The sequence below is a fragment of the Aeribacillus sp. JST-2 genome, assembly GCF_056032925.1.
Genome location: NZ_JBVVUU010000002.1, coordinates 15,022 through 41,771 on the forward strand (window position 1 = coordinate 15,022; position 26,750 = coordinate 41,771).

At 41.7% G+C, this 26,750-nt stretch carries 19 protein-coding genes and 3 pseudogenes; all 22 read left to right on the plus strand.

Going from position 1 to position 26,750, the window contains the following annotated elements; translation table 11 throughout:
* Positions 1–340: 340 nt before the first annotated feature.
* The 22 genes and pseudogenes from AC0KTX_RS01405 (at position 341) to AC0KTX_RS01510 (ending at position 26,555) form a co-directional block, all read left to right on the plus strand.
* Positions 341–1,147, plus strand: coding sequence for a metallophosphoesterase (locus tag AC0KTX_RS01405; RefSeq protein ID WP_474250452.1), 807 nt, complete (start codon positions 341–343; stop codon positions 1,145–1,147).
* Positions 1,148–1,606: 459 nt separating this feature from the next.
* A pseudogene (locus tag AC0KTX_RS01410) lies at positions 1,607–2,382 on the plus strand (SMP-30/gluconolactonase/LRE family protein).
* 275 nt (positions 2,383–2,657) lie between these two features.
* Positions 2,658–3,863: an ROK family protein gene (locus tag AC0KTX_RS01415; RefSeq protein WP_474250453.1), complete on the plus strand. Its 1,206-nt coding sequence runs from the start codon at positions 2,658–2,660 to the stop codon at positions 3,861–3,863.
* Positions 3,864–4,029: 166 nt separating this feature from the next.
* On the plus strand, positions 4,030–4,881 hold the full coding sequence (locus tag AC0KTX_RS01420) for a sugar phosphate isomerase/epimerase family protein (protein WP_474250454.1): 852 nt from the start codon (positions 4,030–4,032) through the stop codon (positions 4,879–4,881).
* 376 nt (positions 4,882–5,257) lie between these two features.
* Positions 5,258–6,544, plus strand: a complete 1,287-nt coding sequence (locus tag AC0KTX_RS01425; RefSeq protein WP_474250455.1) for an ABC transporter substrate-binding protein — start codon at positions 5,258–5,260, stop codon at positions 6,542–6,544.
* A 106-nt stretch (positions 6,545–6,650) separates the two neighbouring features.
* The gene (locus tag AC0KTX_RS01430; protein ID WP_474250611.1) at positions 6,651–7,550 is read left to right on the plus strand and encodes a carbohydrate ABC transporter permease; all 900 of its coding nucleotides are present in this window, start codon (positions 6,651–6,653) and stop codon (positions 7,548–7,550) included.
* Between the two features lie 16 nt (positions 7,551–7,566).
* On the plus strand, positions 7,567–8,406 hold the full coding sequence (locus tag AC0KTX_RS01435) for a carbohydrate ABC transporter permease (protein ID WP_474250456.1): 840 nt from the start codon (positions 7,567–7,569) through the stop codon (positions 8,404–8,406).
* Positions 8,407–8,431: 25 nt separating this feature from the next.
* On the plus strand, positions 8,432–9,400 hold the full coding sequence (locus AC0KTX_RS01440) for a sugar phosphate isomerase/epimerase family protein (RefSeq protein WP_474250457.1): 969 nt from the start codon (positions 8,432–8,434) through the stop codon (positions 9,398–9,400).
* Positions 9,391–10,578: a Gfo/Idh/MocA family protein gene (locus tag AC0KTX_RS01445; protein WP_474250458.1), complete on the plus strand. Its 1,188-nt coding sequence runs from the start codon at positions 9,391–9,393 to the stop codon at positions 10,576–10,578. Before AC0KTX_RS01440 ends, AC0KTX_RS01445 begins: the two co-directional genes overlap by 10 nt.
* Before the next feature lie 159 nt (positions 10,579–10,737).
* The gene (locus AC0KTX_RS01450; protein WP_474250459.1) at positions 10,738–11,853 is read left to right on the plus strand and encodes a Gfo/Idh/MocA family protein; all 1,116 of its coding nucleotides are present in this window, start codon (positions 10,738–10,740) and stop codon (positions 11,851–11,853) included.
* 32 nt (positions 11,854–11,885) lie between these two features.
* Positions 11,886–12,644 (plus strand): sugar phosphate isomerase/epimerase family protein, encoded by a 759-nt coding sequence (locus AC0KTX_RS01455; RefSeq protein WP_474250460.1) that lies wholly within the window; start codon positions 11,886–11,888, stop codon positions 12,642–12,644.
* Positions 12,645–12,875: 231 nt separating this feature from the next.
* On the plus strand, positions 12,876–14,231 hold the full coding sequence (locus tag AC0KTX_RS01460; protein WP_474250461.1) for a multi antimicrobial extrusion protein MatE: 1,356 nt from the start codon (positions 12,876–12,878) through the stop codon (positions 14,229–14,231).
* Positions 14,232–14,253: 22 nt separating this feature from the next.
* Positions 14,254–16,314, plus strand: coding sequence for a beta-galactosidase (locus tag AC0KTX_RS01465; RefSeq protein ID WP_474250462.1), 2,061 nt, complete (start codon positions 14,254–14,256; stop codon positions 16,312–16,314).
* A 71-nt stretch (positions 16,315–16,385) separates the two neighbouring features.
* Positions 16,386–17,393 carry a Gfo/Idh/MocA family protein gene (locus tag AC0KTX_RS01470; RefSeq protein WP_474250463.1) on the plus strand — a complete coding sequence of 336 codons (1,008 nt, stop codon included), beginning with the start codon at positions 16,386–16,388 and terminating at the stop codon, positions 17,391–17,393.
* A gap of 52 nt (positions 17,394–17,445) precedes the next feature.
* On the plus strand, positions 17,446–18,378 hold the full coding sequence (locus AC0KTX_RS01475) for an aldo/keto reductase (RefSeq protein ID WP_474250464.1): 933 nt from the start codon (positions 17,446–17,448) through the stop codon (positions 18,376–18,378).
* A 156-nt stretch (positions 18,379–18,534) separates the two neighbouring features.
* Complete coding sequence (locus AC0KTX_RS01480) at positions 18,535–19,560, plus strand: Gfo/Idh/MocA family protein (RefSeq protein WP_474250465.1); 1,026 nt, start codon at positions 18,535–18,537, stop codon at positions 19,558–19,560.
* An 11-nt stretch (positions 19,561–19,571) separates the two neighbouring features.
* On the plus strand, positions 19,572–20,552 hold the full coding sequence (locus tag AC0KTX_RS01485) for an aldo/keto reductase (RefSeq protein WP_474250466.1): 981 nt from the start codon (positions 19,572–19,574) through the stop codon (positions 20,550–20,552).
* Between the two features lie 151 nt (positions 20,553–20,703).
* A complete protein-coding gene (locus AC0KTX_RS01490) occupies positions 20,704–22,062 on the plus strand; it encodes an MATE family efflux transporter (RefSeq protein ID WP_474250467.1) in 1,359 nt (452 codons plus the stop codon).
* Between the two features lie 816 nt (positions 22,063–22,878).
* Entirely contained in the window at positions 22,879–23,616 is a 738-nt protein-coding gene (locus tag AC0KTX_RS01495) for a YfjL-like protein (RefSeq protein WP_474250468.1), read from the plus strand.
* Between the two features lie 252 nt (positions 23,617–23,868).
* Positions 23,869–24,960 carry a glycerol dehydrogenase gene (locus AC0KTX_RS01500; protein WP_474250469.1) on the plus strand — a complete coding sequence of 364 codons (1,092 nt, stop codon included), beginning with the start codon at positions 23,869–23,871 and terminating at the stop codon, positions 24,958–24,960.
* 635 nt (positions 24,961–25,595) lie between these two features.
* A pseudogene (locus AC0KTX_RS01505) lies at positions 25,596–26,277 on the plus strand (ABC transporter ATP-binding protein).
* Positions 26,249–26,555 (plus strand): annotated as a pseudogene (locus AC0KTX_RS01510) (sensor histidine kinase). Before AC0KTX_RS01505 ends, AC0KTX_RS01510 begins: the two co-directional pseudogenes overlap by 29 nt.
* Positions 26,556–26,750: the final 195 nt, after the last annotated feature.

The following is a 26,750-nucleotide window of genomic DNA, read 5'->3' on the forward strand; positions in this document are numbered from 1 at the left end:
TTTTTTGGTGATCACTTAATTTCATTGAAAACAAACTTTCTTTGATGTGTCGGAAGAATGAAATCGATTTATAATTTTCAATCAGACAGCAATTTTTTACGGGATTTTGAAATCAAGGATTGAAGCGTATGGAAAGATGCAGCTGTTCACCAGTCAAAAAGAGAAAGAATAGGTTAGTTGATGAAAAAATATCAAAGATCAGCCGCGTTGCTTTCTGCTAACAATATCAGATTTTGACCGATTTTTATTGATCTAAAGCAAACTGCACAACTTCCTTTAACTTCCACTAGCATTATTCTATCATTCTCAATATACTTGATAAGAAGGAGGTAGTCCGATCATGTTGTCTATGATTCTAATAATTTCCGTCTTATTGGGCGTCCTTTTGTTCCGTGCCAATAAAAATACAAAAAAAGTGGCGGCCAATACAGTGAAAATTTCTCATTCAAAAATAAATAAAAAGATTTTAAAAATCCTTCATCTGTCTGATTTACACCTTGAAAACATTTCCATCAGCGCAGATGATTTATATAAAATGATTGCACACGAAAAAATTGATTTGATTGCTCTTACGGGAGATTTTCTGGACCGGAAACGAAGCATCCCGAAACTTACGGCATATCTTCAAGTGTTGAAAAAAATAAATCCGACATATGGCATTTTTGCTGTGTTTGGAAATCACGATTACATCTTAAAAGGCAAAAATTTTGACACATTGAAAAGAACACTTGAAGAAAATGGCTGTACAACGCTTCAGAATGAACATGTTTCGATAAAGGTTGATGGCAGGAACTTGAATATTATCGGAATTGATGATTATTGCACAAACCGCAGCGATGTGCAAAAGGCGTTTCACGGATTGGAAGAAGGTTACAACTTAGTATTAACCCATGATCCCAATGTTGTTCTTGAGATGAAAAATGTTCCGTTCGATTACCTGTTATCCGGCCATTTTCACGGAGGACAAATTCATTGGCCGAAACCTTATCATCTTGCTGTAAAAGGGAAACTGGCAAAAATGAATATGATTAAAGGACTGCATTATCTTAATGGAAAGCCGTTTTATATTAGTGAAGGGCTTGGCCAGACAGGCATTAATATCAGAATCGGCAGCCGTCCTGAAATTACCTTTCATGAAATTTTCTGAAAATTTTTTTTAGAAAGAAGTTCTCCATGGAAATTGCCTCCATCGCTGTTCCCCTCTCAATTTAAAAAAATTTGATCGTTCCAACCAAAGATGGATCAACAAAAATCGTATTTCCGATTATTATAAACGCTATGAATCAAGGATTCTAACGAAAACGGATGGGGATGATAACAAAACATTTTTTATTTTGAAGGTGGCGTCATATGAGCGATTTTTCTTTTTTTCTTCTAAAAAAACAGAATCTTCAAATGATTTTATGATAAAATGCCTTTGGAAAGCGTTTGCGAATTTTTTAGAAATGAGTTTTGCATAATTGACGTCCTTGAACAGAAAATGCTGTTGTTAAGAAATAGTCAGGGGGGACGGAAAGATGACAGTTTTGCTTGAATTGGATGCAAAAGCTGTTTTAGGGAAGGTTCTTGCTGGGATGAGCAGGAAAAGAAATTATATTGGGTAGATATTGCCGGCAACCGGCTCCATCTCTATGATCCTTGAAAAAGAAACGATCACGCCATATCTTTTTCAGAGCATGTTTGTACCGTTGCGATACGGCAAACAGGGGAACTTTTGCTTGCGCTAAAGAACGGAATTTATGCTTATCATGCACCAGCCAATCAATTAACGCTGCTTGCCCAACCTGAAAAAAAACCGGAAATTCGGTTTAACGACGGCAGTGTGATCCCCAAGGGAGAATTTGGGCTGGGACGATGAGCATGACGGGAAAGAAGGGCGATGGAGAATTATTTTGCATGCACAAGGATGGAACGCTGAAAAAAGTTCTGGAATGTGTAAGCATTTCCAACGGGCTTGCTTGGGATCAAGAGAAAAGTAAAATGTATTACATTGATACACCGACACAACAAGTCGTTTCTTTTGATTTTGATTCAAAAACAGGGGAAATCAGCAATCGTTCGGTTGTCTACACTTTTCGAGAAGAAAATGGTTCGCCTGATGGCATGACCATTGATGCGGACGGGATGCTTTGGGTCGCTCTTTGGGGAGGCGGGAAAGTGGCGAAGGTCAATCCAGAGGAGAAACGATGGGTCGATTCGGTTGATGTACCCGCAAGTCTTGTCACATCTTGCGTGTTTGGCGGCGATGATTTGCAAACATTGTATATCACAACGGCACGGATCGGTTTGTCAGAAACTCAATTGGAAAAAGAACCTTATTCTGGAGGATTGTTTTCTGTTCGGCTCGGCGTTAAAGGAACACCCTCCTATCTGTTTTTATAATATGAGGCTATGGGAGAGGCTCCTAATTGTTGTTTTGAATGGATCGCCAGTCGGCCGGTTTGTTTGTTCGAAACGAAATGTTGCCGCGGCGGTTTTTAGTTTAATTTGAATGAAAACAATGCTTGGGTCTAAACACGAAAAGAATTTCCATGCGTCCACTGCGCTTTTATTCCAGCCAACAGTTGACGAAATGAGCCAGAAAGTTTAAATTGAAAACATATTCCGTTGCATTTTTGCCATAATGAAATATTTATTCAGAAAAGGGACGAAATGAAATGTTTGTAAGAGGAAATTTAGGTTTAGTGAAGAAAATCAATAAAAGAACGGTGTTAAATCTCATTCGCGATCAGAAAATGATTTCTCGAGCTGAAATTGCTAAAGTAGCCGGATTAAACAAAGCAACCGTCTCCGCATTGGTCGACGAGCTTATACAGGAAAACTTTGTGTTCGAAAGCGGGATCGGAGCTTCAACCGGCGGCAGAAGGCCAACAATGCTCAAATTTAACCATTTGGCTGGTTCGATTGTTGGTGCGGAACTGGGAGTAAATTATATTTACACGGTTTTAACCGATTTGAATGCCAATATTCTTTGGGAGAAGCGAATCGAGTTGAGAGAAGATACGAAACAGGAAGAGATTTTGCAGCAGATGGTATACATGATTCAAGAAGCGCTGGAAAATGCGCCTGAAACGCCGAACGGAGTCATGGGGATCGGCATCGGGGTTCCAGGCATTGTCAACAGCGAGCAAGGGAAAATTTTATTCGCGCCGAATCTCCGTTGGGACAACGTCGCTTTCCTTCCATTTTTAAAAGAACATTTGCCAAATTATATGATCACGATTGAAAATGAAGCGAAGCTTGCCGCTCTTGGCGAAAAATGGTTTGGCGCAAGCCGCAGCTTCAGCAATTTAGTCTACATCAGCGCTGGAACTGGCATAGGCGCCGGCATCATTATCAACAATCAGCTATACAGCGGAACGGAAGGCCAGGCGGGAGAAATAGGCCACCATATTATTCAAGCCAACGGGTTAACGTGCAGCTGCGGGAATAGCGGGTGCTGGGAAATGTACGCCTCAGAGAAAGCAATAAGAAGAAGGCTCATCGAGATTAATCGCAAGGAGGAAGCGGATCATTTTTCGATTGATCGGCTTTGCTCATTGGCGGAAAGCGGAGATCGCGAAATTGCTGAAATTTTTCAGGAAATCGGAACGTATCTTGGCATCGGGTTGTTAAATGTCGTTCATGCGTATAATCCAGAGGCCATCATCATAGGAAATACGCTTGGAAGAGCAGGGAAATGGCTGCTTCAGCATGCTGAAAAAATTGTGAATGAGAAAAAGCTTACGAAATCAAGCCCGAATCCAGTTGTCGTGAATTCCGAATTAAAAGAAAAAAGCTGTGTTATCGGCGCTGTATCGTCCATTTTAGATAAAATATTGAATCCGGTTGAAATCAACGTCAGCGAAGAGGAAGTGTTTTAGAAAGAATTTGAAAAAATACTGTTGCTCCGCCTGCCTGGCTGACGAAATTATTGGAATTAAGTTTTTTGAAAGAATATTGAAAAAATTCATAAAAAGCCATATAATGATTATAAATTTCTATTATTTTTTAATTTGTTTATTAAACAAAGTAAATGGGGGGTTTTTCATGAAAGTATCTTGCCATCTCATTACATGGGGAGAAGATTTATTGAAGGGATTGGAAGAAGCATCACAGCTTGGGTATCAAGCATGTGAAACATTTACGCACATTGCGCTGCGCTATGAAGATAAGGTGGAAGAGTTTAAAGAATTGCTGGCAAACAGCGGTTTTGTCCTTTCCGCTTTATACGGTGGGGGAACATTTAGCGACAAAAGCAAACAAAAAGAGGTTATTGAATACAACACACGTGTTGCAAAATTTTTGGCGGCATGCGGCAGCGACCGGATTGTGTTTGGACCTGGAGGACCGAGAACTGAAGGAGGAACAACGTTAGAAGAATTAAAAATTGCAGCGGAAACGATCAATGAAGCGTCCAAAAGATGCAGCGATCTTGGTGTAAAGGCTTGCGTCCATCCCCATTTGTGGACAGAAATTCAAAATGAAAATGAAATCGATGCCATTATGGAACTGACAGATCCAAATTATGTGTTTTTTTGCCCGGATACTGCCCATTTAACAAAAGCTGGGATGGATCCTGTTGCAATTATGAGACGTTATCGAGACCGCATCGCATATTTGCATTTAAAAGATGTAACCCCGGAAGATGAGTTGGATGCAGAGAAGTTTCCGATTTTAACGGGAAATGAGGCATTGCCGATCTTTTGCGAGCTTGGATTGGGAACGATAAATTTTCAGCCGATCTTCAATTTCCTTGAGGAAATTGGCTACGGAGGGTGGGTAACGGTTGAAATCGATCAATCGACAAGCACTCCGTATCAAAGCTTGCAAATATGCCGTGATTTTGTGGAACAAAAATTCGGTTTGCCGGTTCGCAGCAATTCAGAGCGGACTGTTTAAGATGATTCCATGATGATTCGAAAGAAAAATGAAGCACCATCTTTTACGACAGCCGCAGAGATTTTGAGAGGAATGGATTGTTTCGTTCTGAGCAGCGACCCATATAAATATCGGTCTCATTTCAATTTATATTCGGGGAACAAAGAGCGGCCGAAGGGAAGGAAACGGAAAGGTGCTTGAGAAAAAAAGGCTCTCGTATCAGCGGTATTGTCTTCTGACAAGAAAAAGGAGCGCCGTTGAAAAACATGAATGAACTTCTTGAAAAATCTTTTTTGTAAACGATTACAAAAATTCATTGACAGTGTGTAATTGTCAAAATATAATTTATTTAAAGATAATTTATCAAACAAACTATGTTAAAAGGGGGAAATTTTTCATGGTCAAACAACATCGAATGAAAGTGTTCTTTATAATGCTCTTTTGTTTCTTTCTGCTTGTCGGGGTGGCAGGTTGTAAAGCAAGAGATGCTTCTGGGGGGGAAACAAAAGACGGAAAAGTAAAGCTTACCATTTGGCTATGGCCGGGGATGGGGATTGAAGATCAAATCAAACAGTATGCAAAAGAGAATAATATCGACGTAGATATACAGATTTCCGAGTTTAATGATGTTCATAACAACCTGACAACAGCTTTGGCGGCAGGAAGCGGTGCGCCTGATATTTCCGCTGTTGAAGTAAAAGGGATCGACAAAATGAAAGCGAATCCAGAACATTTCCATAATTTGTATGATTTAGGAGCGAAAGAATTAAAAGGGGATTATTTGGAATGGAAATGGAAACAAGCTGAGACAATAGATGGAAAATATTTGCTCGGACTCCCGACCGATATCGGTCCGCAAGCGATGGCATATCGAGTTGACATTTTTGAGCAAGCCGGCTTGCCGACGGATCGCGAAGAAGTTTCAAAATTAATTCAAACGTGGGATGACTATATTAAAGTCGGCGAACAGATTAAAGCAAAAACCGGAAAAGCCCTCATCGACTCGCCGAATGCATTATACAGCGTCATTGAAGGACAATCAGGCGAAAAATATTACGATCAAAAAGGCAATATTATAGTAAAGGAAAATAAGAATATCAAGAGAGCATATGATTATGCGATGAAAATTATTGATAAAGGCCTTGCTACAAAAGTTGACCAATGGTCATCAGAATGGGGCACAGGCATGACTAAGGGCGATTTTGCAACTTTATTGGCGCCCGCTTGGATGATGACTTTTATGAAGGAAAATGCTCCCGATGCAGCAGGCAAATGGGATTTGGCACAAATACCGGAAGGTTCCGGCAACCAAGGGGGATCTTTCTTGACGATTCCAAAACAATCAAAGCATCCGGAAGAAGCTTTTAAATTAATAAAATGGCTGCTGTCGCCTGAACAGCAATTAGTAACGTTTAAAGAGTCCGGCAACTTCCCGTCAACGCCTGGTATTTATGAAAATGAAGATTTCCAAAGTGTGACGAGCGATTACTTTAACGGAGCTCCGACAGCGAAAATTTATGGTGAAGCGGCTAAACGGGTAAAACCGGTTTTGGAAGGTCCGGAATCGATTCAAATTGAACAAATCATCGGCGATGCCATCAAACGTGTCCGCGATGGCAAGTCCACACCTGAAAAGAGCTGGAATACTGCAATGAAACAACTTGATCGGGAGCTGAGCAGGTAATCAATGATGCGTTAGAGACTGATCCCAATGGTCAGTCTCTAACGGAACAGAAATTCGGGAGGGGAGCAAATTGGAAACAAAGGTAGCTGCCGAAAAAAGACAAGGAGTGTCGACGAAAAAACAGTTAAAACAGAGTGTCAGAGATCATATTTCGGGATATTTGTATATTTCTCCGTATTTCATTTTATATGGCATTTTTGGCTTGTTCCCAATTGTGTACACGGCCTTCATCTCTTTTTATAAATGGGACATATTAGGAACGAAAGAGTTTATTGGATTCCAAAACTATCAATCTTTATTCACAGATCCAACCTTTTGGCAGGCGCTGGGAAATACGTTTAGCATTTGGGTTATTTCGACGATTCCTCAATTGTTTTTGGCGCTAATATTAGCGTTTATTTTAAATCAAGCTTTCATCAAAGGAAGGGAATTTTTCCGATTGGCTGTTTTTTTGCCGAATATTACTTCCCTCGTAGCCGTATCGATTATTTTCGGCGCCATTTTCGGAGAGCAATACGGCATTCTCAATTATTTGCTTTCTTTTTTCGGCATTGATCCGATTAATTGGAAAGCGTCGTATTTGGGCACTCATATTGCCATTTCTTCCATGGTCATGTGGAGGTGGACTGGGTATAACGCTGTCATTTATTTGGCTGCTTTGCAAAGTATTCCGAAGGATTTGTATGAAGCGGCAAAGATAGACGGCGCCAATAAAATCCAACAGTTTTTTATGATCACGATTCCAATGATTCGGCCAATGATCATTTTTACCGTTATTCTTTCAACAATCGGAGGCATGCAAATTTTTACGGAGCCTTTAATGTTTTCAGGTGCTGGCGGCGGCGCATCAAAACAAGGGTTGACGCTGACACTGTATTTGTATGAAGAAGCGTTTGTCCGCAACTCATTTGGCTATGCTTCAGCCATTGCTTGGGTGCTATTCGTCATTATTGTTCTTTTCTCCGTCATAAACCTGTTTATTACAAGACGTATTCAATCAGCTTAATAAAGGAAGTGAAAGCGTGAAAGAGGTCGGGGTAAAGTGGTATAGTCCGGGGAGAATCATTGTTTATGCGATATTGCTGATGATGACCATCTTATCGATTTTTCCGTTTTATTGGATGCTGGTCATTGGTTCGCACGATACCTCTGCTGTTAATAAATTCCCGCCAGCCATGCTGCCGGGTACAAAATTTATGGAAAACGTGAACAAGGTGTTTAGCAATATCGATTTTTTTGCAGCTATTGGAAATTCTGTTATCGCATCTACCTGCATTACCTTATCTGTTCTGTTCTTCTGTTCTATAGCTGGTTTTGCCTTTGCGAAATTGCAGTTTAAAGGAAGAAATGTGTTATTCATTTTTATTCTTGCCACCATGATGGTTCCATCTCAATTAGGCTTAATTCCATCCTATATGATTATTAGTAAATTGGGATGGATCAATAGTTTAAACGCTGTAATTGTTCCAGGTTTGGTCAACGCTTTCGGTGTATTTTGGATGAGGCAGTATATTTCAGCGACCATTCCCAATGAGCTGATGGATGCTGGACGAATAGACGGATGCTCGAACTTCCGCTTGTATTGGAATATCACGATTCCATCCATCCGTCCGGCGTTGGCGACATTAGGGCTCATCACCTTTATGAATGTTTGGAATGACTTTCTATGGCCGCTCGTTGTCCTGAAAGACCGAAGCGTACAAACGATTCAAATTGCGCTAAGAACTCTGAACGGAGCCTATTACAAAGATTTTGCCATGATTTTAAACGGTACATTTTTGGCGACATTGCCGCTTCTGATTGTATTCCTCCTATTCAGCAAACATTTTATTGCAGGCTTAACAGAAGGTTCTGTGAAATAAACATAAATCATGGGAGTGATTTCTAATGAAATTGGGAGTATTTACAGTATTGTTTGCTCAAAAGCCATTGGAAGAAGCATTGGATTATATTGCCGAAAACGGGCTGGAAGCAGTGGAAATCGGTACTGGAGGATATCCGGGGAAAGCGCACTGCGATCCTGCCCAATTATTGCAAGACGACGCAAAATTGAAGCAATTGAAACAAGCGGTTGAAAGCCGAGGTTTGGAAATCAGCGCCTTAAGCTGTCATGGAAATCCGCTTCATCCAAACAAAGAAACAGCCTCACAATTTCATGAGGATTTTCAAAACACAGTGCTTCTGGCGGAAAAGCTTGGGGTTGATACTGTCATCACATTCTCCGGTTGTCCAGGAGAGTCAGAACATTCCCGAAACCCGGTTTGGGTCACATGCCCGTGGCCGGAAGAGCATTCGGCTGTTTTGAAATGGCAATGGGAAGAAAAAGTCATCCCTTATTGGCAAGAACAAGATAAATTTTTGAAAGAGCATGGCGTGAAAGCAGCGATTGAACCTCATCCTGGTTTTGTCGTTTATAATACAGAAACTTTGCTCCGCCTTCGAAATGAGTGCGGCACAAATATCGGAGTCAATTTTGATCCGAGTCATCTATTTTGGCAAAATATGGATCCTGTTGCAGGAATTAAAGAATTGGCACAAGCTGGAGCCCTCTATCATTTCCATGCCAAGGATACAGCAATCGATGCACAAAACACGGCGCGAAATGGAGTCCTTGATACAAAAAGCTATCGGGATGAACTGAACCGTTCTTGGATTTTCCGTACGGTCGGCTATGGCCACGGTGAAGAAACTTGGAGAAAAATCATCAGCGCTTTGCAAATGGTCGGCTATGACGGTGCCGTCAGCATTGAGCATGAAGACAGTCTCATGTCCGTAGAGGAAGGCTTTCAAAAAGCGGTCGGTTTCTTGAAAAGTCAACTTATTCAAGAGAAAGCTGGTGAAATGTGGTGGGCGTAAAACAAGAAGTTCGCGTTGGATTGATAGGTTATAAGTTTATGGGAAAAGCTCATAGCTTAGCGTATCGAAATGTCCCGTTTTATTTTGATACGGAAGCGGTGCCTGTCATGCAAGCTGTAGCAGGCCGTAATGAAGAAGGCGTAAAAGCAGCTGCGCAAAAAATGGGCTGGGCATCCTACGAGACAGATTGGAACCGTCTTATTGAACGGGATGACATCGATTTAATTGATATTGTGACGCCAAATAACACTCATGCGCAAATGGCCATTGCGGCAGCGGAAGCAGGCAAACACGTCATTTGCGAAAAACCGCTGGCTTTAACGTTGGAAGATGCTTATCAAATGTATGAAGCGGTGCAAAAAAATCGGGTTGTTCATATGATTTGCCACAACTACCGCTTTGCGCCTGCCATCCAGTTCGCCAAAAAATTAATTGAAGAAGGCAAGCTGGGAAAAATCCGCCATATCAGGGCAACTTATCTTCAAGACTGGATTATCGATCCCGAGTTTCCGTTGACATGGCGCTTGCAAAAGGAGACGACCGGATCAGGTACATTAGGAGACATTGCGGCGCACAGCATTGATTTAGCCCGCTTTTTAGTTGGCGAGGTGAAAGAGCTTGTCGGAATGATGGATACGTTTATTAAAGAACGTCCGCTTGTCGCCGCTGAAGACGGTTTAAGTGCGAAAGCGTCAGGGGCAGAGATGGGAGAAGTAACGGTAGATGATTCATGCGCCTTTTTAGTTCACTTTGAAAACGGTGCAACCGGAGTGTTTGAAGCTACAAGATTGGGTGGAGGAAACCGGAACGGCAATCGGTTTGAAATCAATGGCGAAAAAGGCTCGATTCGTTGGGATCTGGAAAATATGAACAATCTTCAAGTTTATTTTGTCGATGATGAAGAAGGATTGCAAGGGTTCAGAACGATTAATTGCACGGAAGAACATCATCCTTATGCAGGCCAATATTGGCCGGCTGGGCATATTATCGGATATGAGCACACGTTTATTAATTTGTTCACGCAATTGATGAACGGCATTGCAAAGGGAGAAAGTCCAAAACCTAATTTTGAGGACGGATTGAGAAACCAAGCCGTTCTACATGCGGTCGAGCAGTCAGTTAAAAGAAAGGCTTGGGTTGAAATTGCCGAGTTTCTTCCAAAAGAACTTCAAAATTAATATGAAATGCCAGAGAAAATTGCCATTTATTCGCAGGTTTGGATTTCAACATTGAAGGCCAGAAGGCAGATCATTCCTTCTGTCTTCTGGCAGCCAGCTATTTTTCAACAAGAACATTACATAGATTCATTGAATTAGCTTGCAAAGGGGAGAAGTGCATTGAAAACGTTTAAAATCGGTGTGATTGGCTGCGGAAATATTAGCGGCATTTATCTTCAAACATTAACTAAATTTGATGGGTTTGAAGTTGCCGCTGTTTCGGATTTGGATCTGGAAAGAGCAAAGGCAAAAGCTAATGAATATAACATTGCCAAAGCGTGCAGTGTTGAGGAACTGCTCTCCGATCCAGAAATAGAATTTGTGATCAATTTAACGATTCCAAAAGCGCATGCGGACGTTTGTTTAGCTGCGTTGGAGGCAGGAAAGCACGTATATGTAGAGAAGCCTTTGTCCATTCATCTTGAAGATGGAAAAAAACTGCTGGAAACAGCGGAGAAAAATGGGCTTTGCGTCGGCTGCGCCCCCGATACTTTTTTAGGAGGAGGCCTGCAAACATGCCGCAAGCTCATTGACGACGGATGGATTGGAGAACCGATCGCAGCAACGGCTTTTATGATCAGCAATGGACCGGAAGGCTGGCATCCAGATCCGGAATTCTTTTATAAAAAAGGAGGCGGTCCGATGTTTGATATGGGGCCGTATTACTTAACAGCATTGGTCAACTTAATCGGGCCGATCAAGAGAGTAGCCGGTTCGGCACGCATTTCCTTCCCGGAAAGAACAATTTTAAGCCAGCCGAAATATAAGCAAAAAATTCAAGTGGAAACGCCGACTCATATTGCCGGAATCATTGATTTTGAAAACGGGGCGATTGGAACGATGATTACAACCTTTGACGTCTTTGGCGGATCGCAGCTTCCGCGCATAGAAGTTTATGGATCTGAAGGAACGTTAATTGTGCCAGATCCTAATACATTCGGCGGCCCGATTTACTTGCGGCGTTCCGGAGAGAAAAATTGGACGGAAATTCCTTTAACGCACGGCTTTACGGAAAACAGCCGCGGTTTAGGTGCAGCTGATATGGCTTATGCGATAAGAAATAATCGTTCGCATCGGGCAAACGGAAAATTAGCTTTTCATGTGCTTGAAGCTATGCATGGTTTCCACATTTCTTCAGATGAAGGAAAACATTATGAAATGACAAGCACTTGCGAGCGGCCGGCACCACTGCCAATAGGGATAACAAAAGATTCATTAGAACTGATTAACCGCTAGACTGAAAAAATTAATAAAAAGGGGTTTTTCCAATGGGTAAAATAGCTTTGCAGCTTTATTCCGTCAGGGAAGCAGCAGGAAAAAATTTTTTAGAAACCGTTAGAAAAGTAGCAGATATGGGCTACGATGGGATCCAATTTGCTGGATTTTTTGATACGCCTGCAGAAGAATTGAAAAAGGTAATGGATGAAAAAGGAATTACTGCGGCGGGAAGCCATATGGGGATTGATACATTACTCGGCGACAACCTTGAGCAAACACTCGAATATAATCATATCATCGGCAATGATTTCATTATTTGCCCCTACTTGCCGGAAGAATATAGAAAAACAAGCGAGGATTATAATAAAACAGCCGAAATTTTAAATGAAATAGGGCAAAAATGCAAAGAAAATGGATTCACATTTGTTTATCATAATCATGATTTTGAATTTTCGCTTTTTGATGGCGAAACAGGTTTTGAACTGTTATTCAACAATACTGATGCCGATTTGGTAAAAATGGAACTTGATTGTTATTGGGCTGCTTTTGCAGGATTTGAACCGAGAAACATTATCGAGAAATATGGAGAAAGGGTCGTTTCTCTTCATATTAAAGATGTGAAAAATGTTAACGGCGTAAAAAGAAGCATTGAAATTGGATCAGGAGAACTCGATATCAAAAGTTTGTTAAACACGGGCGATCAATTCGGCGTAAGGTGGTATGTCGTTGAACAGGAGCACTTTGACGGCGATCCGATGGAGAGTTCACGGATTAATATTCAAAACTTGCAATCTATCCTTGCAAAATAGGATCTTATGAAAACATGGGCATGCAGCCCATGTTTCGCTCTTTCAAATATATGCCTCCGTGTATATTTTTTAGGGGAACTTCTATTCGTTCTTCAAATGTAAACGATTACGAAGATAATCAGACAAATGAACAGCATTTAGCCTTGATTATTTTCTAAAAAAAGCAGCTCCCAAAAAGGCACTTGCTTTCAAAGGAAATGCTGGGAATCTGTATGGCTAGGATGTGTTGGTATGGGGCTTCTTGGGGCACAGTCAAATCAAGAAGGATTAGGTTTTTCTGCGATATTGCGTTTTTTCATTCCGCTTGCACTGTCCGCAAGCTTAGTCACGGTCTCTCATGTTATTATTAATAGCACGTTGGCCAGAGCTTTCAATCCAGCGGTCGTGATTGCCAGCTATTCAATCGCCATGAATATATTCGGAATTATGGAGCGAATAGCGGTTATGCTTCGCCCGACTTCGGCCGCATTAGTGAAAGATAAAATTTCGTTTCGGCAAATGTTGATGGTTTCGGTTTTTGTGCTGGCAGCGATTTTTCTCGTGAGCGTAGCTGTTGCTTTCAGTCCTATGGGAATATGGATATTTTCCAGTCTGTTTCATGTAAAAGGTGAAGTGCTCCATGCGGCGGTCGAAACGTATCAAATTCTTCTGTTTGTCACGATTTTTTCGGGTGCGAGATGTTTATTCCAAGGAATGATCATTTCTCAGTTCAGGACCAAGTGGCTGACAATCGGAATGGTCATTCGTTTGCTGTTTATGGGAGGAGTTGCCGTGGTTGTGATCGAAAACAAGATGGTGAATCACGGCAAGGTTGGCGCCTGCATCTTTTTGATTGGAATGGCGATAGAAGCTTTGGTAAGTTTTTTGGAAGGGATGCATGTTGTAAAAGATCTTCCCGAAAAGACGGGAAACTCAATAGACAAGAAAACGCAAATTATTCAATTTTACTGGCCTCTTCTTGTGGCCTCGCTTGTTGCCGTGACGATTGGTCCGGCCATTAATATTATGCTGGGGTGGAGCAGGCAAGCGGAAATTGCCATTGCTTCATATGCCATCGCCTTCTCGGTTACCCAGTTATTTTTGAGTTTTACATCATATATTCATCAAGTTGTTTTAAATTTTTATGAAAAAGATTTTCAGCTTGTTATTCGGTTTATGCTGTTGTTTAGCCTTCTACCGGCCATGATGCTTGGAATCATCGCCTATTCTTCTTTGGGCGTTTGGCTTCTAGAAAATTTAATGGGGGTGACCGGACAGCTTTTGAATGAAAGTTTGAAAGCGTTGAAATTTTTTGTTTGGATGGCGCTTTTTTTTCCGTGGCTTGATTTTGTGAATGGTCTTTTAATGGTGAAGAAGCAAACACGCATTATGTCTTTTTCCCAATTTGGAAATGTTGCGTCAACGATCGCGCTTCTTTTTCTGCTGATTTCATTGTTTCCTAATGAAGGAGGAATGATTGGCGCCTTCTCGCAATCAGTTGGAGTATTTGTAGAGCTTTCGATTGTTGCCATTTATGTATATTTTACGTCTTATAGACAACAGGGAATGATGAAGAAATTTACCGAGAGAAGTTCGCATTTTCGTTAAAACATTTATGGGGGATGGGAAGATGAAGAAAGCACTTCAAGCACCGAAAATTCAAATTGGAGTATGTTACTATCCGGAGCATTGGCCGGAAGAAATGTGGAAAGACGATTTTAAAAGAATGCGCGAATTGGGTTTTTCCATTGTAAGGATGGCGGAATTTGCGTGGTCGATTTTTGAGCCGGAAGAAGGGAGTTTTTCGTTTGCTTTTTTTGATCGTGTTCTTGATCTCGCCCATAAGCATGGTTTGAAGGTTGTCCTTGGAACGCCGACCGCCACCCCTCCGGCTTGGTTGACGCACAAATACCCGGAAGTGTTGAATGTTTCGCAGGATGGAGTGCAATTCCAACATGGACAAAGGCGGCATTATAACTACAATGCTCCCATTTACCGGGAATTGTCAGCCAGAATTGTCCGGCAAATGGCTGAGCATTATCAAAATCATCCGGCAGTCATCGGCTGGCAAATTGATAACGAGTTAAATTGCGAAGTGAATGTATTTTACTCGGAAGCTGACCATAAAGCGTTTCGGGCTTGGCTGCAAAATAAATATGGGACGTTGGAACAGCTGAATAAAGCGTGGGGAACGGTCTTTTGGAGCCAAACCTACACGGATTGGGAACAAGTCCATTTAACAAGGCCGACGGTGAGCGATTCTCCAAATCCTCATCAGGCTTTGGATGAAAAACGCTTTTTCTCAGACAGCGCTATTTCTTTCGCAGCGATGCAAGCCGAGATTTTAAGAAAAATTGTTCCTCATCACTGGGTGACAACCAATGGGATTTTCGGGCATTTAGACTATCATAAGCTGACAGACGAGCACCTTGATTTTATTGCCTACGATTCCTATCCTAACTTCAGCACCATTTATCCGGATAAAGGGGAGAAACCTCTTCTTGATAGGAAATGGAGCTGGAATTTAAGCAATGTGAGAAGCATTTCCCCAACGTTTGCCGTGTTTGAACAACAATCAGGCCCGGGAGGATGGGTGAACAGAATGGAGCAGCCTTCTCCCAAACCGGGGCAGATGAGGTTGTGGAGCTATCAATCAATCGCTCATGGAGCAGATATGGTGCTCTATTTCCGTTGGAGAACGGCAACGGTGGGAACCGAAATTTATTGGCATGGCATCAATGATTATCACAACCGTTCGAATCGCCGCATAGAAGAAGTTAGAAAAATAGGAAACGAGATTCATAACATTGGCGGGAAAATCGCAGGATCCCGATTTAAGGCGGAAGCGGCTATTTTAAAAGATTATGATAATGAGTGGGACGGAGAGTTGGATCATTGGCACGGGCCGTTTGAACAAGAAAGCGTTTCAGCATGGGTGAAAGCATTTCAATATAACCATATTCCTGCGGATGCTTTTTATGTGCAGCCGACGACAACTGTTGAAGAACTGCTGAAATATAAGCTGTTGATTTATCCTCATCCAACGATTTTGACAGAAAAAACAGCTGAACTGCTAAAAGAGTATGTCCAACAAGGAGGCAAGCTTGTTTTCGGGGCTCGTACAGGTTATAAAAACAAAGATGGACACTGTTATATGTTGCCGATGCCTGGCCATGTCCTTGACCTTTGCGGCATATCTGTAGAAGATTTTACATTTGTTGGGCCTCATCAAGAAGCGCCTGCGGTCATCATGGCGGATGAAGAAAAAACAGAGTTTGCGGCAGTTCGATTTAATGAAGTCTTGAAGCTGGAAAGCGATCAAGCAGCAGTTTTGGCTGTATATAAAACCAGCTATTTTGCTGAAAAACCGGCGCTCGTCAAACATCCATACGGAAATGGCTGTACGTATTATTACGGCGGAGTTTTCACCTTGCCAATTGCAGAAAGGCTCATCAAGGAAATCGGCCTGGCACAGCCAATCGGGTGGGTGGCATTGCCGGAACAGGTGGAATTGGCCGTTCGCGAACAGATAAACGGAAGACAATATATTTTTCTCCTGAACTACTCCGACACTAATCAAGAAATTCAGATAAATGGAGAAAGAGAAGAACTTCTGACAGGAAAAAAACTAAAAGGAAAGATAACCATGGAACCGTTTGGCGTGTTTATTTTCGAAAGCGATAGGGCTTAAGAAAAATTGCCAATCGAATCCATTCGAACCGAAACGGAAAGGAAAAGTACAAAAAATTTTATCGAAGGGGGATGCACGTGAAAAGAAAGCTGCGATGGGGAGTTTTAGGATGTGCCAATATCGCAATCAAATCGGTCATACCAGCTATTCAATCCTCACGGACGAGCGAATTGATTGCGATCGCAAGCCGCAATATCGAAAAAGCCAAAAAAACCGCCGATGAAACCGGGATTGAGAGAGCATATGGAAGCTATGAGGAACTGCTTGAAGACAGGGATGTAGATGCTGTTTATATTCCATTGCCCAATCATCTGCATATGGAGTGGACGGTGAAAGCAGCCCAAGCCGGAAAACACATTTTATGTGAAAAACCGCTTGCTTTGAACCAAGAACAGGCGGAAAGGATGATTCATGCATGCAAAAAAGAGGGAGTACAGTTAGCGGAAGCTTTTATGTATCGCCATCATCCGCGCTATAAAAGGATTAAAGAAATTTTGGAATCCGCTGAAATAGGAGAGATTCGCGGGCTGCACGGCACTTTCACTTTTAATAATGCCCAAGATAAAAATAATATTCGCTATCATGCTGAATGGGGCGGCGGCTCCATCTATGATGTCGGCTGCTATCCGATAAACGCTGCGCGGTATTTGTTGGGGAGGGAACCGAAAGCAGTAACCGTCCAAGCATTTTTCTCTCCCGAACATGACAATGTTGATATGATGGCAACCGGTCTCATCGAATTTCCTAACCACATCGGATTGACCTTTATGTGCGGAATGTGGGCTGATTTTCAAAATACATTCCAAATCTTAGGAACAGAAGGAAAAATAGAGATTCCGAGCGCTTTTCTTGTTCATTCTACTGAACAAGCGCATTTTACGGTTACGGTCAAAGGGGAAACGAGAACGGAAAAAAGCCCGGAAATCAATCACTACACAGCCCAAGTAGATGAATTTGCCGAAAGCATCCTAAATGGCATACCGCTTCGTTTTCCGGCTGAAGACGCTATTTTGAACATGAAAGTCATCGACGGGTGTTTAAAATCAGCCCGAGAGAGAAGGAGAGTTGTGCTGAATTAGCATTCTTTTGGATATTGTCAAAAGCTCTATTAATGGGGGAAGGGGGAGAGGGATGAAAAAAATAAAAATTGCAGGGCTAAATAAGCTTTGTTCGCAAATCACGATCGGTTCGGTGATGTTTACACCTGAAAACATGAAACTGACAAACGATCTCTTGGATGCCTTTGTGGAAGCGGGAGGAAATACGATCGATACAGCCCACGTTTATAATCAAGGCGCCAGTGAAAAAGCGATTGGCCTATGGCTGAAAGAAAGAGGAAATCGCAACGACATTGTTATTTTGGATAAAGGCGCCCACCATGACAGCAAAGGCCCGCGCGTTGCTCCTGAACATATTAAACGTGATCTTTATGAAAGCTTGGAACGTTTGCAGGTTGATTATATTGACATTTATATGCTTCATCGCGATGATCCGAACATACCGGTCAATGTAATCGTTGACGCTTTGAATGAACATAAACGGGAGGGGCTTATTGGCGTATTGGGCGTATCCAATTGGACAATCAGCCGAATGGAAGAAGCTAACAAATATGCTGCCGAAAACGGGCTGGCAGGCTTTGTTGTCAACAGCCCGAATTTAAGTCTGGCAAAGCCGAACGAACCAAGATGGCCGGGATGCGTTTCGGCAGATGAAGAAGGCCTGCAATGGCATGAGAAGCATCAATTTCCACTGTTCTCATGGTCATCGCAAGCGGGAGGTTTTTTCTCAGGCCGATATTCCCCTGAACAAACGGATGATCCCGAGATGGTTCGGGTTTATTATCATGAGGATAATTGGAAGCGATACCGCAGAGCAGTGCAGCTGGCAAATGAAAAAAGGGTGGAGCCTATTCAAATTGCGCTTGCATATGTTTTGAATCAGCCTTTCCCGACAAGTGCTATCATCGGTCCGATGTCGAAGGAGGAGCTGCACTCAAGTTTAAAAGCATTCAACATCAAGTTAACCCCCGATGAAATAAAATGGCTGGACTTGCGAAAATCGTGATCGGCGCATTCTTATTTAAAGGAATGAAGGTATTTGACAACATTATAACATCGATAGGCTGTTTAAGTGTCCGGCTTCAGTTGTAGAAAGCAGGCATGGGTTTTGCAGAATCGCCCTTGACAAACAGCCGAAAAAGGTTTCAGCGAAGGGAGTGGAATGTTGATGGATTTTAAAGTGATCATTGCCGGTTGCGGAGGCATGTCAAAAATTTGGCTGGAGTATGCCCTGAGCCGGCCGGATGTCCATATCGCTGCACTGGTCGATATTTCAGTTCATAATGCCGAGAGATTAGCAGAGGAATATCAATTGAAATGCAGAATATATGAAGATATGAAACAGGCAATCAAGGAAACGGGGGCAAATCTTGTGTTTGATGTGACCGTTCCTAAAAGCCATAAAGATATTACCGTACAGGCGTTGGAAATGGGATGCCATGTATTTGGCGAAAAGCCGATGGGAGCATCGCTGGAAGAGGCGAAAGAAATGCTGCAAACAGCCCAAAAAACCGGCAGAACGTTTGCTGTTATGCAGAACCGCAGATACAACAAGCAAATCCGGGCGCTGAAAAGTTTGATCACATCAGGGGTCATTGGAAAGCCGGGTTATATTTGTGCAGATTTTTTTCTCGGGCCTCATTTCGGCGGTTTTAGAGAAAAAATGGAAAGCCCGCTTATATTAGATATGGCGATTCACACGTTTGATCAAGCCCGTTTTTTAATCGGCAGGAATCCTGTTTCGGTTTATTGTGATGAATTTAATCCATCATGGTCATGGTATGAAGGAAATGCTGCCGCTGTTTGTATTTTTCGATTTGATGACGGAACGGTTTTTTGTTACCGAGGTGCATGGTGTGCGGAAGGAAACCCTACTTCATGGGAATCGTCATGGCGGATTGTCGGAAGCAAAGGAACCGCCATTTGGGACGGAACGAATGCGCCTTTTGCCGAAGTGGTTGAAAACCGTGATCAGAAACAATTTATAAGGAATGCTGCGAAAGTGTATCCTTCATCCGAATGGCGAGGACGGGAAGGTCATATCGGCTGCCTGGATGAAATGTTTTCAGCTTTAAAAGAAGGGAGAAAACCTGAAACGGATTGTTCAGATAATATTAAAAGCGTAGCAATGGTATATAGTGCCATAGAAAGCGCCAAGTTAGGCAAACAAGTAACCATTTCATATTGAGGAGGAAGGGCATGGAATATACTGCTTTAGGAAGAACGGGTTTGAAAGTGAGCAGATTATGCTTGGGAACAATGAATTTTGGCGTAGACACCGAAGAAAGAGAAGCATTTAAAATTATGGACATGGCAGTAGATGCCGGAATTAATTTTTTCGATACAGCCAATGTGTATGGCTGGGGCGAAAATGCCGGAAGAACGGAGGAGATGATCGGGCGCTGGTTTGCTCAAGGAGGCGGACGGAGAGAACGAGTTATCTTGGCAACGAAAGTGTACGGGGAGATGCATAATCCTCTTGAAGGTCCAAACAACACTCCAGGGTTGTCCGCCTATAAAATCCGCAGACATTTGGAAGACTCGCTTAAGCGTCTGAAAACAGACCATATTGAGCTTTACCAGATGCATCATGTTGACTGGAATGTGACATGGGATGAAATTTGGGGAGCATTTGAAACTGCTGTTCAACAAGGGAAAGTCGGTTATATTGGAGCGAGCAATTTCCCGGGATGGAAACTGATGGAGGCGCAAAAAGAGGCGCAATCACGCCATTTTCTCGGTTTGGTTTCAGAACAGCACAAATATAATTTAAATTGCCGGCTCCCTGAACTGGAAGTGCTTCCGGCAGCACAGTATTTAGGAATTGGCGTGATTCCATGGAGTCCTCTTGATGGCGGTTTGCTGGGCGGGAATGCTTTAAAGAAACTTCCGGGAACAAGAAGTGGAAGAGACGCAGAACGAATCGAAAAACACCGCAAGCAATTGGAACAGTTTTCAGCTTTGTGCAAGGAAATCGGCGAAAGAGAAGATACGGTTGCTTTAGCATGGCTGCTTGCGAATCCTGCAGTGACAGCGCCGATTATCGGCTGCCGCACCGCAGAGCAGTTTGAAAAATCGTTGCGGGCCGTTGAGGTTAAGTTGGATGAAGAAGTCATGAAAAAGTTGGATGAAATTTTTCCTGGTCCCGGAGGACGCGCCCCAGAAGCATATGCTTGGTAAACTTCCACTTGATGTTTTATCTTATATAGCATGAAGTTTTGCTTTTTCAGTGTTTTCCATGTTTCAGGGGAGAGGCAGAGGAAGCATTTTCTCCTTTTTGCTTTTTCTCCCTCCAAATTTTAAAAATTATCAGGCTAACAGGAGAATGACTATGAATTGGAAAACAATTTTAGCATTAGCAATCCCTTCCATTGCATCCTTTGCCGCAGCGACTGTAACTGGAACGATTAATCTGATCATGGTTGGCAAATTAGGTGCCCTGGCGATTGCGATTGTCGGAGTAACAAATATCATTATGTACAATATTTGGGCGTTATTTTCTGGCATCGGCCACACGATCAATTATCTCGTTGCCCAAAACTATGGTTCGAGTACGATGAAGATAGGAGTGGAGCGGACTTACATCGGTCTATATTTATCGATTGCAGCCGGCGTCATCATCTTTTTAACCGGTATCTTCTTATCCGATGATTTGCTGGCGTTAATGGGCGTTTCGCCTGAGTTTATCCGTCAAGGCTCCGGCTATTTGACGCTTCGTTTTTTTGCCATGATTTTCTCTATTTTTGTTTTCGTTTTCCACGGCTTTTTTCGAGGCGTCGGCGACACGAAAACCCCGATGGTGACCTCCATCATCGGCAATGTGCTCATGATCTTCTTTACTTATACGTTGACATATGGGCAATTAGGATTTCCGAAATTCGGCCTTATCGGCGCCGGATTTGCCGTTTTTCTCGGCGAAGCTGTTGTCGCTCTTCTTTCCGCTATTGTTTTTTTTGCTTTGCTCCATAAAAAATACGAAACGCGCCGGAAGGTTCGTTTTAAGCGATCGGAAACAAAATTGATTTTGTCGGAAAGCTCCAAACTCGGTGCTGAAGAATTTTCCAAAAGTATTGCCATGTTTGTTTACACTGTTTTTGTTGCTCGATTGGGAACAGAAGCGCTTGCGGCGAATGAAATTGCCTTAAGTGTCATGAGCTTTGGTTTCATGCCAGCCTTTGCTTTTGGTTCAACAGCCACCATCCTTGTCGGTCAATATATTGGCAGAAGCAAACCTCTCGTTGCGAGACAAATGGGGACGGAAACGGCGGTGATTGGCAGCATTTTTATTTTCCTGCTTGGAATCGTCGAGTTTATTTTTGCCGAGCCGATTATTAGCATGTACACCGATGAGGCGGAGGTCATCCAATTGGCGGTGACTTTAATTAAAATATCTGCATTTTTGCAGTTGTTTGATGCCATGTTTAATTTCTATGCGGGCGGCTTGAGAGGAATCGGCGATACAACCTTTCTTTTGAAAATTTCCGTGCTTTTAGGATGGTTTTTCTTTATTCCGCTTGCCTATTTGCTCATTTTTACGTTTTCTTTCAACAGCATCGGTGCATGGCTTTCATTATACACGTTTACCATGGTGCTAGGGACAGGTGTCATGATTCGATATTACCGCACCGATTGGCTGAGTATTAAAATGAAGTCGACAGAAGAGAAAGAGACTTCTGTTTATGAAGTTTAAAGTTGTTCCTTTGGCAGGGAGGAAGCCACTCCCTGCTTCGTTTCTGTACAAACAAACCTTTGGAGATGCCGCTCATCTCAGGCGTTAAAAATATCCTATTCAATGGGAATGCGAAAAGCAATTTGAATTACTCTTATTGACAGCCAATCCCACCACAGAAAAAAAGTCCGCATAATTCGATGAAACCACGCAAAAACCATGACGCAATTCGCTTAACATTCCCCAATTTTCTTCATGAAAGGCAAAATCAATCAGCATATAGTTCCAAATCCCATTAACAAATCAGAATGCTTTACAGAAAAATTAATTGTTGCCTGCCGCAAATCTCATTTGTATGATACTAATAAAAAAGCAGCGCTGTTGTTTTTGGTAAGGAAAATAGTGGAGATGGAGATTGGCATAAACAATTTTTTCACAAATTTACTTTTTATTTTCCTGCAGCAATACTTCAAAAGGAATTAGCTGAAGATTTAACGAAGGATGCATTTTTTGAAGCTTTGAAAACAATGCACTGTTTTCTCGACATTCCTCTGTCAAAAAACGCGGCACTTTGCTATCGCAAAAAATCGATTGAAGAAATATGACCGTTCCAAGAAGTAATATAACATTTTGGTTTTACAAAAATTTTTGGATTGTGTTTGCCATTTCCTTTATATCGCTGTTTGTTTGGGCAATTGGAAACCATCTGACCGAACAAAAGGGAACTTGGTTGTCGGCTATTCCTGTCGTCCTCTTAGGCGGCCTTTTCATTATCTGCCTGCATTTTTGGATGCATTATTGCGTGGCTCGTGTCTAAAACAAAGGAGGAGTTGTAGAATGAAAACATTCAAAATTGTGTTTGTGGCGCTCATCGTTTTTCTTACAGTAGGAATCTTGCTATTATACAATGCATTTAACGGCAATCCTGTCAGCCATTATTTAGCGGAAAAAGCATTGAACAGATATTTGCAAGCCAACTATCCGGATCGAGAATTCCGGATTGATCGATCGTTTTATAACTTTAAAATATCCGGGTATGATTTTGATGTTACGGAAATTGGTTCCAATAGGGCCAATCCTTATGAAGTGCACGTACAAGGGTTTATTAAGCCAAAGGTGAAATATGATGAAATCTATTATGAAACATTGGATGAACCCCTCATGGAAAAAATCAGCCAGGAAGCGGAACAAGAAATATTGCAGCTGTTGAAACAGAAAATTCATACGATCAAAAATGTGGATATATCGTTAGAAATCCAAAAAGGGGAACTTCCGCCTGAAGCTTCTTGGAGCAAAGAACTTCAGTTAAAAAAACCAATTGACATTTTCGTCCAGATCGATGCGAACAACGAAACATTGGAAGGAGTTTACACAAAAGCAAAAGAAATGCATGCGTTGCTGAACGAACAAAACTACCATTATCGCAATGTCACTATCAATGCAATAAGAGACTTTGATGGAAATCCGACAGGTTTAAAAGACGGCCAAGGATATGTGAAGTATGCAATCAATTTTAAAAAAAACACACACATTAAGAAAAAAGATGTGACGGAGTTCGAAGATGGAAACAGATAAATGGTGGCATAGCTTCGTCTTATAAAGCTAAACGGCTCAACTGAAGCGTGTTTGCCCCAAATGATGTTTCAGTGGATGATCCTTTCCGTAACAACATCATGTTTCATGAATGAGAGCTCATTTTCGAAAAAATACCAAAAGTTTTTGAATATTATGTGAATGTTCAAATTTTAAAATGAGAAAAGCAAGATTTGATGATATAATCCAAAATAGGAAGGAAAGTTTCCTAATAACGTTTTGGAGGGGTAGTGAATGGCAAGAATCATAAATTCACCAGCAAAATACATACAAGGGAAAGGAGAACTTCAAAATCTCAGCCGGCACATCAGCAGTTTGGGGGATTCATTTTTAATCATCGCTGATGAATTTGTATTAGGTTTAACCCGTGAAACCATTGAACAAAGTTTTTCCAGCCAAGAAGGCGCATTAACTTTTGAACAATTTCGAGGTGAATGTTCGAAGCAAGAAGTCAATCGTCTTCAAACGATTGCTCAAGAAAATGATATTCAAGTGATTGTCGGAATCGGCGGCGGAAAAACACTTGATACTGCCAAAGCGGTTGCTTACTATTGCAAACTTCCTGTCGTGATCGTTCCAACCATTGCTTCGACAGATGCTCCTTGCAGCGCTTTATCTGTTCTTTACACAGAAGAAGGAGTATTTGATGAATATTTGATTTTGCCGAAAAACCCCGATATTGTTTTAGTAGACACCCAAATCGTTGCGAATGCACCGGCAAGACTGCTGGCAGCTGGTATCGGCGATGCCCTTGCAACATACGTAGAAGCAAGAGCTTGTTATGAAGCAAATGCCATTCCGATGGCAGGAGGCACCATTACAAAAGCTGCTATATCTCTTGCCGAGCTTTGTCAAAAAACTTTATTTGAAGATGGCGTCAAAGCTTTCCTTGCTGTAAAACAAAACCTTGTCACCAAAGCGGTGGAAAATATTATTGAAGCCAACACATATTTGAGCGGCGTCGGTTTTGAAAGCGGCGGACTCGCAGCAGCCCATGCGATTCACAATGGATTTACGGTCATTGATGATCCGCATCATCTTTACCATGGTGAAAAAGTAGCTTTCGGCACTATTGCTCAACTCGTGTTAGAAAATCGCAGCCTAGATGAAATTCAGAAATATGCAGCACTCTGTGCAGAGCTGGAATTGCCTATTACACTTGAAGACATGGGAATCACCGAGGAAATAGAATCTAAAATACAAAAAGTTGCTGAAGCTTCTTGCCAAGAGGGAGAAACGATTCACAATATGCCGTTTCCGGTTACTCCTGATGACGTATATGCGGCAATACTTGCAGCAGATGCAATTGGAAAAACATTTAAATAAAGCTTTCTCCTCGGGGCTGTTTGAAAAGCCCATTTTAGTGTCACATGAAAGACCAAAGAATGTTGATTTAACAGCATTCTTTGGTCTTACTTTGTTTCATGATTGGGTTGAAAAACCATTTTTCGGACAATCCCTTTTCTTTTTGCCTCTATGTAAATGACTGTTCAATTTGTTGCCAACAATTTTTTTGTAAGCAGTCATTTTTTCCCTTGTTTGCGTATAAATATATAACCGTGAACATAAAAAAACACCCGGCGCAGAGGACGACCGGGTGAAAAGCTGTGGAAAAACAAGTTTGCTAGCCGACGAGGACAACGATCAGAGCAAGGAACGTGATGATGAAAAACAGAAAGGCGTAAAAAACAAAATATATTCTGCCCATAATCCATTCACCCCCTTTGTACCTTTATATTTTCAACAGAGGAATTTTATGTCATTTTTTTAAAAAATGAAGATTTTTTTGTGAAATGAAAAATAGGTACAATTTGACAAATGGGCGTTTCGAAGAGCGGCTGAAGCTATCTTACAAATTTGTAAGGCAGCTTCTTTTTTTGTAAGCGTCTCGTCATGGAGTCTTGGCGAGCAAAGAAATACAATGAAGACAAAGAAGAGGTGAAACAGGAGGAACAGTGACGATGACAGAAATTTTGCATGTGAAAAATTTTTGGAAAGTTTACGGCACCGGAGAGAACAAGGTAGAAGCATTGAAAAAGATTCATTTTTCTGTTCAAAAAGGGGAATTCGTCTCCATCGTCGGTGCATCAGGTTCTGGAAAAACCACGCTTCTTCATTTGATCGGCGGGCTGGATGAACCGAGAAGCGGAGAAGTGATCATCGATGGAGAAAGCATTTTCGAATACAACGAAGAAAAACTGGCCATATTCCGGCGCAGAAAAAATCGGATTTATTTTTCAATTTTTCAATCTCATTCCTGTTTTAACAGTTGAAGGAAATATCGTTTTGCCAGCACTTTTAGATCATGAAGAAATTGATCAAACGTATTTAAACGAGATTATCGGCATTTTGGGGCTTTCCGATCGTAGAGAACATTTGCCTTCGCAGCTATCAGGAGGACAACAGCAGCGGGTTGCGATCGGACGGGCTCAGTGTCATAAACCGTCAATTATATTGGCGGATGAGCCGACAGGGAACCTCGACAGCAAAAACTCTAAGGAAGTAGTGGAGTTATTAAAGCTGACGGCGAGAAAGTACCGGCAAACATTAATCTTAATTACCCATGATATTCATATTGCTGAAATGGCTAAGAGGATCATAACGATTCAAAGCATTGATCAATATTTTCAAAAACGGAATTGAACATACTCCAGCAGGAGGAATCATCAAGATTGAAGTCAACCAAAACCCGGTTTATTCAACTGTTAGGATTGAAGATACGGGCGAAGGAATAAGCGAAGAAGATTTGCCCCATATTTTTAGAAGGTTTTATAAAGCAAAAACATCGAAAAAAAACTGATTCAGTCGGCATTGGTTTGGCGCTGGCCAAATCTATTATTGAATTGCATAACGGCTTGATTGAAGTAAAAAGCGAGCTTGGAAACGGGACAGTTTTTGAAGGTCTGTTTTTAAAATATTAATAAAAAGACTGGAATCGATAAGAACGGTCTAAGACGCAATTCGCAAAAAGAAAAGATTCATTTGTTCGTTTGCTCGTTTGCTGTTGGTTATGATAGGGTATGTTATATAGGAAAAGAATCATGTTTACCTCAAGACAAGAACTTTCTTGGATATTTTCCGTCATTATGCCTGAAGACGTAAGTTACATGATGCTT

Coding starts and splice junctions, on each gene's coding strand:
- AC0KTX_RS01465 (WP_474250462.1), top strand. CDS start 14,254: ATGAAGAAAGCACTTCAAGCACCGAAAATTCAAATTGGAGTATGTTAC.
- AC0KTX_RS01475 (WP_474250464.1), top strand. CDS start 17,446: ATGAAAAAAATAAAAATTGCAGGGCTAAATAAGCTTTGTTCGCAAATC.
- AC0KTX_RS01440 (WP_474250457.1), top strand. CDS start 8,432: ATGAAATTGGGAGTATTTACAGTATTGTTTGCTCAAAAGCCATTGGAA.
- AC0KTX_RS01490 (WP_474250467.1), top strand. CDS start 20,704: ATGAATTGGAAAACAATTTTAGCATTAGCAATCCCTTCCATTGCATCC.
- AC0KTX_RS01500 (WP_474250469.1), top strand. CDS start 23,869: ATGGCAAGAATCATAAATTCACCAGCAAAATACATACAAGGGAAAGGA.
- AC0KTX_RS01415 (WP_474250453.1), top strand. CDS start 2,658: ATGTTTGTAAGAGGAAATTTAGGTTTAGTGAAGAAAATCAATAAAAGA.
- AC0KTX_RS01485 (WP_474250466.1), top strand. CDS start 19,572: ATGGAATATACTGCTTTAGGAAGAACGGGTTTGAAAGTGAGCAGATTA.
- AC0KTX_RS01405 (WP_474250452.1), top strand. CDS start 341: ATGTTGTCTATGATTCTAATAATTTCCGTCTTATTGGGCGTCCTTTTG.
- AC0KTX_RS01455 (WP_474250460.1), top strand. CDS start 11,886: ATGGGTAAAATAGCTTTGCAGCTTTATTCCGTCAGGGAAGCAGCAGGA.
- AC0KTX_RS01470 (WP_474250463.1), top strand. CDS start 16,386: ATGCACGTGAAAAGAAAGCTGCGATGGGGAGTTTTAGGATGTGCCAAT.
- AC0KTX_RS01420 (WP_474250454.1), top strand. CDS start 4,030: ATGAAAGTATCTTGCCATCTCATTACATGGGGAGAAGATTTATTGAAG.
- AC0KTX_RS01425 (WP_474250455.1), top strand. CDS start 5,258: ATGGTCAAACAACATCGAATGAAAGTGTTCTTTATAATGCTCTTTTGT.
- AC0KTX_RS01480 (WP_474250465.1), top strand. CDS start 18,535: ATGTTGATGGATTTTAAAGTGATCATTGCCGGTTGCGGAGGCATGTCA.
- AC0KTX_RS01460 (WP_474250461.1), top strand. CDS start 12,876: ATGGGGCTTCTTGGGGCACAGTCAAATCAAGAAGGATTAGGTTTTTCT.
- AC0KTX_RS01495 (WP_474250468.1), top strand. CDS start 22,879: ATGAAAACATTCAAAATTGTGTTTGTGGCGCTCATCGTTTTTCTTACA.